This window comes from Pseudoalteromonas sp. CO342X, from assembly GCF_004208915.1.
Taxonomy (GTDB): Bacteria; Pseudomonadota; Gammaproteobacteria; order Enterobacterales; family Alteromonadaceae; genus Pseudoalteromonas; species Pseudoalteromonas maricaloris.
On sequence record NZ_SGPH01000018.1, the window covers coordinates 65,667 to 77,183 of the forward strand.

At 43.6% G+C, this 11,517-nt stretch carries 7 protein-coding genes; 3 read left to right on the forward strand and 4 right to left on the reverse strand.

What is annotated here, in order from left to right; all coding sequences use genetic code 11:
• Window positions 1-18: 18 nt before the first annotated feature.
• The 3 genes from carB to dapB form a co-directional block, all read right to left on the reverse strand.
• A complete protein-coding gene (gene carB / locus EXT47_RS09930) occupies window positions 19-3,237 on the reverse strand; it encodes a carbamoyl-phosphate synthase large subunit (protein WP_130126511.1) in 3,219 nt (1,072 codons plus the stop codon).
• Window positions 3,238-3,253: 16 nt separating this feature from the next.
• The gene (carA, locus tag EXT47_RS09935) at window positions 3,254-4,390 is read right to left on the reverse strand and encodes a glutamine-hydrolyzing carbamoyl-phosphate synthase small subunit (RefSeq protein ID WP_010377970.1); all 1,137 of its coding nucleotides are present in this window, start codon (window positions 4,388-4,390) and stop codon (window positions 3,254-3,256) included.
• A 206-nt stretch (window positions 4,391-4,596) separates the two neighbouring features.
• Window positions 4,597-5,400, reverse strand: coding sequence for a 4-hydroxy-tetrahydrodipicolinate reductase (gene dapB / locus EXT47_RS09940; RefSeq protein WP_130126512.1), 804 nt, complete (start codon window positions 5,398-5,400; stop codon window positions 4,597-4,599).
• Window positions 5,401-5,835: 435 nt separating this feature from the next.
• Here dapB and EXT47_RS09945 point away from each other — a divergent pair, with 435 nt between their 5' ends.
• Window positions 5,836-7,149, forward strand: coding sequence for a Na+/H+ antiporter NhaC family protein (locus tag EXT47_RS09945; RefSeq protein WP_130126513.1), 1,314 nt, complete (start codon window positions 5,836-5,838; stop codon window positions 7,147-7,149).
• Window positions 7,150-7,222: 73 nt separating this feature from the next.
• Window positions 7,223-8,002, forward strand: coding sequence for a nucleoside-binding outer membrane protein (locus EXT47_RS09950; RefSeq protein WP_039495515.1), 780 nt, complete (start codon window positions 7,223-7,225; stop codon window positions 8,000-8,002).
• Between the two features lie 303 nt (window positions 8,003-8,305).
• Here the strand turns inward: EXT47_RS09950 and EXT47_RS09955 are convergent, their stop codons facing one another.
• Window positions 8,306-9,325, reverse strand: coding sequence for a tetratricopeptide repeat protein (locus EXT47_RS09955; protein ID WP_240701605.1), 1,020 nt, complete (start codon window positions 9,323-9,325; stop codon window positions 8,306-8,308).
• Between the two features lie 193 nt (window positions 9,326-9,518).
• Between EXT47_RS09955 and EXT47_RS09960 the strand changes: the two genes are divergently transcribed.
• On the forward strand, window positions 9,519-11,057 hold the full coding sequence (locus tag EXT47_RS09960; protein WP_130126514.1) for an adenylyltransferase/cytidyltransferase family protein: 1,539 nt from the start codon (window positions 9,519-9,521) through the stop codon (window positions 11,055-11,057).
• The last annotated feature ends 460 nt before the right edge of the window (window positions 11,058-11,517 follow it).

Here is an 11,517-nt window from a genome sequence, read left to right on the forward strand (position 1 = left end):
GCTCTGGCCTTGTTCTTTTTAGTTCAAACGCTGGTGTAGTTCTTGAACAGAGTTTACAGAACTTCTGTCGTCAGCTTCATTCGCTGTACAGTTTGCAAACGCTGCATTTAGCGTAGTGGTGTAGTTAGTCTTATGCTGAAGTGCACCACGACGTAACACCTTCGAGTCCTCAATAGCTTGGCGACCTTCGGTAGTATTAACGATATAGCTGTACTCACCATTCTTGATGCGGTCAAGAATATGAGGACGGCCTTCGAATACTTTGTTTACGCGACGTACTTCAATACCCGCTTCTTCAAGCGCTTTCGCCGTACCATTCGTTGCATCTAACTCAAAACCAATTGCTTTCATTGTCTTAGCTAGTTCAACTACGCGTGCCTTATCACCATTGCGCACAGATAGTAGCGCGCGGCCGCCACGTGGTAAAGTGTTTGATGCACCTAATTGGGCTTTTGCGAATGCTTCGGCGAAGTTTTCACCAACACCCATCACTTCACCCGTCGAGCGCATCTCTGGACCACGCATTGGGTCAACACCTGGGAACTTAGCGAATGGCAATACTACTTCTTTTACACTGTAATATGGAGGGATAACTTCCTTCGTTACACCTTGGCTTTCAAGAGACTGGCCAACCATACAACGTGCAGCAACCTTTGCAAGTGCCACACCTGTTGCTTTTGAAACAAATGGTACTGTACGAGCAGCACGCGGGTTAACTTCAATCAAGTAAACTTGACCGTCTTTCACCGCGAACTGGGTATTCATCAGGCCAACAACACCTAGTTCCAACGCCATATCACGGACTTGCTTACGCATCACGTCTTGAATATCTTGCGGCAGCGTGTGTGCAGGCAATGAACAGGCCGAGTCACCCGAGTGAACACCTGCTTGCTCAATGTGCTCCATAATACCGCCAATGATAACGTTCTCACCGTCACAGATAGTATCTACGTCTACTTCAATTGCATCATCTAGGAAACGGTCAAGTAGTACTGGCGCTTCATTAGAAACAGACACCGCTTCTGTCATGTAGCGACGTAAGTCGTCTTCATCGTACACGATTTCCATTGCACGACCACCAAGTACGTATGATGGACGAACAACCAGTGGGAAGCCAATTTCTTGTGATTTAGCAACCGCTTCTTCTAGTGAGGTTACCGTTGCGTTTTCTGGTTGTAGTAGGTTTAGACGCTCTACAAGCTGTTGGAAGCGCTCACGGTCTTCTGCGCGGTCGATAGCGTCAGGAGAAGTACCAATCACTGGCACACCATTCGCTTCAAGGTCTCGTGCCAGTTTAAGTGGAGTTTGACCACCATACTGAACGATCACGCCTTTTGGCTTTTCAACACGGACAATTTCTAGCACGTCTTCCAGTGTAATTGGCTCGAAGAATAAGCGATCAGACGTATCGTAGTCTGTTGAAACTGTCTCTGGGTTACAGTTAACCATGATAGTTTCATAGCCATCTTCACGCATAGCAAGGGCTGCGTGTACACAGCAGTAATCGAATTCGATACCTTGACCGATACGGTTAGGACCGCCACCGATAACCATGATTTTGTCTTTGTCAGAAGGATTCGCTTCACATTCTTCATCATACGTTGAGTACATATAAGCAGTGTCTGAGCTAAACTCTGCAGCACATGTGTCTACGCGCTTGTAAACAGGCAGAATTTCAAGCTGGTGACGCTTCTTGCGAATTTCTTTTTCTGATACGCCTGCGATTTCGGCAATGCGAGCATCTGAGAAACCTTTACGCTTCAAGCGGCGCAGGAAGTCTTTGTTTAGACCTGCCATGCCCACTTCAGCGATTGTCGCTTCATCTTTTAAGATGTCTTCGATTTGCACTAGGTACCAAGGGTCAACTTTCGTGAGTTCAAATACCTCTTCAACAGACATACCGTGACGCATCGCATCAGCAATATACCAAATACGCTCAGCACCTGGCTCGCGTAATTCGCGGATGATCGTTTCTTTTGCGTTTGGCGCGTCAAGTGCAACGATTGGGTTCAGACCCGTAGCACCCACTTCTAGGCCTCGTAGTGCTTTTTGTAATGATTCTTGTTGGTTACGACCAATTGCCATTACCTCACCAACCGACTTCATTTGCGTAGTTAGACGGTCGTTTGAACCTGCGAATTTTTCGAAGTTAAAACGAGGGATCTTAGTCACTACGTAGTCGATTGACGGCTCAAATGATGCTGGAGTTGCACCACCTGTGATGTCGTTTTGAAGCTCATCAAGCGTATAACCTACGGCAAGCTTGGCTGCGATTTTAGCGATCGGGAAGCCCGTTGCTTTTGACGCAAGCGCAGAAGAGCGCGATACACGCGGGTTCATCTCGATGATAACCATACGGCCATCAACAGGATTAACACCAAACTGAACGTTTGAACCACCCGTTTCAACACCAATTTCACGAAGTACCGCCATCGAGGCGTTACGCATGATTTGATATTCTTTATCAGTTAGCGTTTGTGCTGGTGCAACTGTGATTGAGTCACCAGTGTGTACGCCCATTGGGTCGAAGTTTTCGATTGAACATACGATGATACAGTTGTCGTTTTTGTCACGAACCACTTCCATCTCATATTCTTTCCAGCCTAATAGGCTTTCATCGATAAGCAGTTCATTTGTTGGTGACAGGTCAAGACCACGAGTACAGATCTCGTCAAACTCTTCCATGTTATACGCAACACCACCACCGGTGCCGCCCATCGTGAATGAAGGACGAATAATACATGGGAACCCGATTCGAGTTAAGATATCGTGCGCTTCATCCATTGAGTGTGCAATTTCAGCACGAGGACATTCTAAGCCGATATTTTTCATCGCCGCGTCAAAACGCTCACGGTTTTCTGCTTTATCGATTGCATCTGCAGTCGCACCAATTAGCTCAACGCCATGTTTAGCAAGCACACCGTGCTTATCTAGGTCTAGCGCACAGTTAAGAGCTGTTTGGCCACCCATAGTCGGCAGCACCGCATCAGGCTTTTCTTTTTCGATGATCTTTTCTACCACTTCCCAGTGAATAGGCTCGATGTAAGTTGCATCCGCCATTTCAGGGTCAGTCATGATAGTCGCAGGGTTAGAGTTAACAAGAATAACTCTATAGCCTTCTTCTCTAAGCGCTTTACAGGCCTGAGCACCAGAGTAATCGAATTCACATGCTTGGCCGATAACGATTGGGCCTGCGCCCAAAATCAGAATGCTTTTTATGTCGGTACGTTTTGGCATTATTACTCCGGTCTAATTAAGCGTTGCGAGATTGCATTAATTCAATGAAATGGTCGAATAGCGGTGCCGCATCATGTGGACCAGGACTTGCTTCAGGGTGACCTTGGAAGCTAAACGCTGGCTTATCAGTACGGTGAATACCTTGCAGTGTGCCATCGAACAGTGACTTGTGCGTTGCACGTAGCGTATCAGGAAGCGTTGCTTCGTCAGCAGCAAAACCGTGGTTTTGTGCAGTGATCATCACGACATCACGATCTAAGTCTTTAACCGGGTGGTTACCACCATGGTGACCAAACTTCATTTTTACTGTTTTCGCACCAGAAGCGAGTGCTAATAACTGATGGCCTAAACAAATACCAAAAATAGGTGTATCTGTTTCTAAAAATGCTTTGATTGCTTCAATGGCATAAGTACATGGCTCAGGGTCGCCAGGGCCATTTGATAGGAAGATACCATCAGGGTTTAATGCAAGTACGTCAGCAGCGGAGGTTTCTGCTGGAACAACGGTTAACTTACAGCCTCTATCAACTAACATTCTAAGAATGTTCTTTTTCACACCAAAATCGTATGCAACAACATGGAATTTTTCTTCTTCAGCAGAAAGCGTTTTAAAGCCCTCGCCTAGAGTCCAGCTCGATTCACGCCATTCAAACTGAGATTCTGTTGTTACTACTTTTGCTAAATCCATCCCTTTCAAGCCAGGGAATGCTTGCGCCGCTTCTAGCGCTTTTTGCTCGTCTACTTCGTCGCCTGCGATGATACAGCCGTTTTGAGCGCCTTTATCACGTAAAATGCGAGTTAGTTTACGAGTATCAATATCTGCGATCCCTAAGATATTGCGTTCTTTCAAGTAATCACTCAATGATTGTTCGTTACGGAAATTACTCGCAAGCAGTGGTAAGTCACGGATCACTAGGCCTTTTGCCCAGATCTTGTCCGCTTCCTCATCTTCGCTGTTAGTACCGGTGTTGCCGATATGTGGGTAAGTAAGCGTAACGATTTGTTCCGCGTATGAAGGATCCGTTAAGATCTCTTGATACCCCGTCATTGACGTATTGAATACCACCTCACCGACTGACATACCGTCAGCACCGATAGCAGTACCGCGAAACACCGTGCCGTCTTCAAGGACTAACAGAGCGGATTTAGTCAAGTTAACCTCCTAATAGTAAAAAACGGGCGAAAGCAAAACGCTCAACATCCCGTCTACAAAGCGCTTGGTAACACGCAGTTATTAAAATTTTGGCAAATTCGTTATAGTCTACAGCATGAATGCCTTTTCGTCTAATACAAATCACAAAAATTATAAAAATAAGCCATTAAACTCTTTTTTTGCTTTAAAGCCTCAAAATGTTATACTTACTTCTTTAAATCTAGCACATCTTGCATATCATAAAGGCCTGCTGGTTTATCTTTTAACCACTGCGCAGCCCGTACAGCACCTGACGCAAAGGTCAATCTCGACGCTGCTTTATGTGTTAATTCGAGCCTTTCCCCCATTGTCGAGAAGTAAGCCGTATGTTCACCTACTATATCTCCCGCTCTGAGGACCGAATAACCGATTTCTTGTTGAGATTTCGCTTCGTGGCTCTGACTTCGGTCGTAAACCGCAACCTCATCATGTTGCCAGCCTTTTGCTTCTGCAATCGCCTCTCCGATAGCGAGTGCAGTTCCTGAGGGTGCGTCGATTTTGTTGCGGTGGTGCGCTTCGAAAATTTCAATATCCATGTCGTCAGCCAGCTTTTGTGCGGCTGTTTGTACTAAGTTAAGCAGCAGGTTGATGCCAACGCTATAGTTGCGAGAAAACACAATTGGGATATCTTTTGCGGCTTCGACCAACAGCGCCATTTCACTTGCTGTCAGTCCAGTAGTACCGATCACCATCGGTTTTTTAGCAGCAATTGCAGCTGATAAATGCTGCTTCATGCCCTCTGGCAAAGTGAAATCTATTAACACGTCAATATTTTCAAGCTTACTTTGCTCGGAGCTAAAACAGATATTTGCGTCTGCTTGAGGCTGCAATTGATTAACTGCTTTATCAAGATATTGTGAATTATCTCGTACAAAAGCGTTGGCTAGCTCTACTTGTCGCGACAAATAACAGGCTTCAATCAATGCTAACCCCATTCTGCCATTCGCACCGTAAATACCTATTCTTGTCATACGTTACCCTTTTTTATTTGCGATGTTGATTATCCAAAAGGCAGCAACGATGGCTAACCGGATAATAGAAGTGTGTTTTTGCGGGAGTAGAGTTTACCGTATCTGTGTGTCATAGTCAGTTAAGTTGAAAATAATAAAATATTAGACTTTAGACGTCTAAACATATAAACTGCCGCGCTCGCTCACCTATTGAAGTTGAGAGATTTTCATCTTATGCCAATTGCATTAAGTAAATGGGCTATTTTGAAGCGGAGAAATAGCTTTAGTAGCTAGGCAAAAATTTTGCTATTCATTTGTTCTAAATGAGAAATTTTTAACGACGCTAATATGCTAGTTCCCCCTTCAAATTGGTTGGAGAATTAATACAATTGGTATTAGGTGTGTTGTGCGGTTTTACAGCTGGTTATTGGCTGTGCTTTATTGTTGGGGAGTGCTATGCAACCAAATTACAATCAAACAAAGGCGAAACTATCATTATTGCCGCTGTTGACCTTTGTAGGGATTTTTCTTGGCGCAGGATTGTATTTGCAATCGCAAGGCGTTGACTATGCGTTTTATCAATTAAAAGCTCCTGTCGCGATTCTACCAGCCATCGTTCTCGCTTTTTTACTTAATAAAGATACCATCAACCGCAGTGTCGAAACTTTTATTCAAGGCGCTGGACACAGCAATATTATCACCATGTGCCTCATCTATTTATTAGCAGGTGCTTTTTCTGCGGTTGCAAGTGCCACTGGCGGTGTTGACGCTGTGGTTAACGCCGGTTTATCACTTATTCCTCCGGCATTTTTATTACCCGGCTTGTTTCTTATTTCTGCTGTCGTCTCTACCGCAATGGGAACCTCCATGGGCACAATTGGTGCAATTGGACCTATTGCTGTTGCCGTCGCGATGAAAACCGGAATTGATCCGGCACTGATGGCTGGTACCATCGTTTCGGGCGCAATGTTTGGCGATAACTTATCTATTATTTCCGATACCACAATTGCAGCAACGCGAACGCAAGGCTGTGAAATGAAAGATAAATTTAGAGAGAATCTAAAAATAGCCCTACCAGCTGCGCTGCTGACTGTTTTACTCTTGGTGTTTTTAACCCCAGAGCCGCAGGTTGTAGAAACCAAGCCGTTTGATTGGTTATTAGTTTTACCATACGCATTTATTTTGGCCTTGGCGGTGATTGGTATCAATGTTTTTGTTGTGCTCTTTAGTGGTATCGTTTTTGCTGGCTGTATGGGTTTTGCCGGTGACTATCAAGGCGCTGCGTTCTTAAACGATATCTATAAAGGCTTTAGTGATATGCAGGAGATTTTCTTGCTGTCGATGTTCATTGGTGGTTTATCTGAATTTATTCGTATCAATGGCGGCCTAGATTTTTTAGCCAAACAGATCCAAAAAATTACCAGCATTATCGCAAAATGGCACCGTCAAGTTGCTGATCAACTCGGCATTGCTGCACTCGTGCTAACAAGTAACTTGTGTATCGCAAATAACACAGTAAGTATCATAGTTGCAGGCCCTGTTGCTAAAAAACTGGCTGAAGATGGAAAGATCTCAGCTAAGCGTTCGGCAAGCTTATTAGATATTTTTGCGTGTGTTATGCAAGGCTCTTTACCCTATGGTGCACAAGCACTGTTACTCGGGGCCACGTTTAAAATCAGCCCTTGGGACGTATCTAGCTCTTCTTATTACTGTTTCATTTTGGCTTTCACCGCCATTACCGTTATCTGCCTAAGAAGAAATAAAGCATAATTTATTCGGTTTACGCGCCCAACTTTGGGCGCTTTTGTTATACTTTCATTTTTAACGCTATCCGAATTAATAAATGAAAATCAACACGCTCATCATTTCCTCCTCACTCGCTTTTAGCACATTTAGTTATGCTGCTGATTGGAGTACAACGCAACTACATATAAACCGCGGTGATTTCAAAAACCCGTTTACCAGAAACGAAGCAACGGCAACGGTTTACTCATTACAACATGCGTCTGGATATCGCTACGGCGATAATTTCTTCTTTATCGATTACAGCAAAGATGACTTTAGTGATGGTTACCAAGACGGTGACTTTTATGGCGAGTGGTATTCGAGCTTCTCGATGTCAAAGATTGCAGGCTTTAAGTCTTCTTTCGACGCCATAGCTGACGTTAGCTTAACCATGGGTTTCAATGCAGCCGGAGACGCTAAGGTGATTAAATACTTACCTGGTGTCAAAGTAAATTGGAATTTTGATGGGTTCAATTTTTTCTCTTCTACATTCACACTTTATCAAGACGATAGCCAAGGTATTAGTCATGGCGGTGCGCCTAAAGAAAGTGATAGCTGGATGATAGATCTCGCTTGGGGTTACCCCTTTACAATTGGCGAGCAGAAGTTCTATCTCACAGGTCACGTAGAATATATTGGCGAGCGAGAAAACGAGTTGGGTAATGACGTAAAAGGCTGGTTGCTCGCGCAGCCAATTCTACAATGGGATCTAGGCAACGCGGTAGGTATGCCTGACAATCAGTTAATGTTAGGGGTTGAATGGCAATATTGGCGTAACAAACTTGGCACAGATACCAATGAATCTGTTCCCCAGCTACATCTAGCGTGGACTTTCTAACTCTAAACTCGCTTTTGACCTTTGATGTTATACCAATTTGACTTAATACTTGTTCAATTTGAGGAATTAAATCTGACGCTAGCTGTGTTAAAAATTTATCATTTAGAACAACTAAATAGCAAAATTTTTGCCGGGCTAACGACAAGATTTTTTTTGCCTCAAAATAGACCACTTAATTAAGTAAATTGGTATTACTCTGTGATGGTTGAGTCAAAGGTACTCATTATTTATCAGCCCCACCTGACTACATCTACTATTCAAAGTATAAAGAGTAGTGCTGTGGTAATAGTTTTTTGTGATGGATTAGTGTTCACACCAAGATAGCGCAACTTCCGGTAACGAAGTATCCGTCGATACACTGGCGGCCACTTTTTGCTGCTCAGACAGTAACGTATTATATGACGCTATCAATTCTGGGAGTTGCAATGTATAAACATACTTCTCCATATTGCTGCCGTAATCACTTTGGAGCAATATGGGTAAAGTCGAAATAAGAAACTCTACTTGATCTGCATTTGGCTGTATGCCATTTCTACTTTTTTGAAAAATTAGCTCCTGCCAAGTAAACACAATAGATAATTCTTTATCCTCTACCGCACTTAGCTGAGTTTTCACTGTATTCATATAGCGCCTAAAGTTTTTCCACTGATTGGCAAGCAAATAAACATTTAATAAATTTAACCCCGTATAGCTCGCTTCGTAAGCTTGCTCTGCTGTTTGATGATAGAGGAAAGCTTGCCTATATAGTCTTGCAGCATGCTGATACTTACCCATATCAAAATAAACATTAGCTAAGTTATTGTTAAGTGCCGCTTCCAGTTGTTCATCCTTCACCTCAGACAATGCCGGCGCTAAAATATTGATTGCTTCTTCTAACTGCCCTGTTGTTCGATATAAAACAGCAAGATTATTAACGATAAGTGGCCTTTGCTCGTGAGTTGAGTACTTAAGAGCACATTCATAGTTTTTTTGCGCAAGCGCAGGCTTACCGATCCGGCGATAATAAATCGCGAGGTAATTTGCAATTTGCCCCTTTTCGGACTGCAAATACGCAAGCCACTCAGTATTGTCGGAAAATAGCGCTACTATTTCACGAATTCTGACCGTATCGTTTGTTTTAATTGCAGCTTCTAAACCGGCGCGATGTAACTCATAGATACCTTTAGAGGGCTGTTCTGGAAGTTTGGGTAACGCTGCTTCATATACTCGAGTTGCTTGTGTTGGGTTAGAGATGTTTAAATCTTGAATAACCTGTAATGTCTTAAACAATTCATCAGGGGCGAGTACTGTCAGAGAAGAAACAATAATTAAAACTGGTAGCACTTTCGCTCTCCGATTTCCTGATTTAAAGTAATCATAGTGGAGCTTCCGCCGGTTGGCAAAATGCCCGAGCGTGCAGAAGTATAAAACCGCTAGCGACTTCACATTAAACACATCAAATCCATTAAAGTGGGTCATCAAAATATGGACTCTGTGACTACAAAAACTAAAAGCAGCACAACAAGGTATTTACTCGATGCAGAAAGACACAGCAATTAAACAGTCACAACTTAATAGAAAGATGACACAGGCCATCGAGTATTTTACTTCGGGCCAAGATCAAGCAGCAGAGCAAGCATTTCAGCAACTATATCAACAGCAGCCCACCCAGCAGGTCATTTTATATCTCGCGCAATTGGCGCAGCGTAGACAAGCCGGGAGTGAATGGATTGAACAACTTGAGGCACTGCTACATAAACACCCAGATGTACCAGATAGCTATTATATTCTCGCTCGCAGTTATCAACAAAACAGACAGCTACCACTCGCCGCTCAAACCTTCTATCAAGCGCTAGGATGGCGCTTGCAGCATGACGCACTGACAAACATTGCAGAAGTTCAATCATCCGAAGTACCAATACATGAAAGCGCGAGCTCAACTAAACTAACTCCTGAAAATGCATTACACCTATTACTACAAGCATTATCATCCTTAAAAAAGGCGGGATTTTATGCTTTTCCTACGGCTGGCACTTTGCTTGGGTTAGAGCGTGAAGGTCAACTCTTAGAAAATGATAAAGATGTTGATATTGGTATCGATTGGTCTCACATGAAAAGCGCAATCGAACATTTACAGCATCTTGGCTGGCACGAAGAAGCGCAATCCTATGGACTTATAAACCCTCGGTGTTTTCGCCACCAATCAGGCTTAGTGCTTGACCTTTGCGGTTATGCTACAGAGCAAAGTACTGGAGACACCATATCAGGTTTATGGATGCAAGACGTACCTTTTACTTGGAATAGAGTGACGCGCTTCTCAGCTATTCAAGTTGTGAGCATCAGCTCACCTGCGGGAGAAATTTATTATCCCCAGTATCCAGAACAAATCTTACAAGCATTATATGGGCTGGATTGGAAAATACCTGACGCAAATTTTGATACCATTGTCTGCGCCCCGAATATTATGCAAGATTCCTACTTATATTACTGTTATGCCTACTCTCACCTCTACACTGAGTGGAAAAAAGGCAACTTCAAAAAAATGCATGCCATGCTTAAGGTGCTATTACAATTCAAACCTCATGACGGTCTTTTAAAAAATCTTATGCAGTTCGTACAAAAGCAGATGAAATCACAACAGCCGTGCCGTGTTTTAGCGCTTGGTTTTTTTGATCTGCTTCACCCTGGTCACTTAACGTATTTGTCGTTAGCGAAATCACACGGAGACTACTTAGTTGTTGGGGTCGCACCGGATGCTTTTGCGTTAAAAAGTAAGGGGCGACCGCCAATAATGGATCAAGACGAGCGCTTAAGTATTATTAAGGCATTAGCATGCGTAGATAAAGCAGTTTTAGTCGGTGCACCAATGGCTGATACTGAGCGAGCAGCGCACTGGATCGCACAACAAAGAGTAAACCTTGTGATCTGCGGTGATGAATGGCAACACACACCCCGCTGGCAGGCATTGGAAGCCGCTTTAGCACCACAAAATATTCAGGTTGTTTATATCCCTTATACCCAAGGAATTTCTAGCACTAAAATTAAAGAAAGAATACAAAACTTCAATGAGAGCTAACACTGTGTATCTGGTGGGAGCGAGTGTTGTAACGGGTTTTGATGTACATGGTTTTTTGCCGGAACTTCATTACAACCCATCGGCGGGTAAACCACCTCCCACCATGTTGCACTGTGCTGATACTGTGGTAGGAGCGAGTTCACCTCGCGATGTGTTGATTGGCTTGCGAGGTTTTATATCTCAATTCTCTATACCTCAAATAGCAAAAAACCCGCTGCATTGCTGTAACGGGTTTTTATGTACATGGTTTTTGCCGGAACTTCATTGCAACCTATCGGCGGGTAAACCACCTCCTAACATGTTACACTGTGCTGATACTGTGGTAGGAGTGAGTTCATCTCGCGAGGTTTTCTAAATCCCAAACAGCAAAAAACCCGTCGCACTGCTGCAACGGGTTTCTCTTATTTGGCCCTGGCGATGTTCTACTTTCACATGGGTAATCCACACTATCATCGACGCT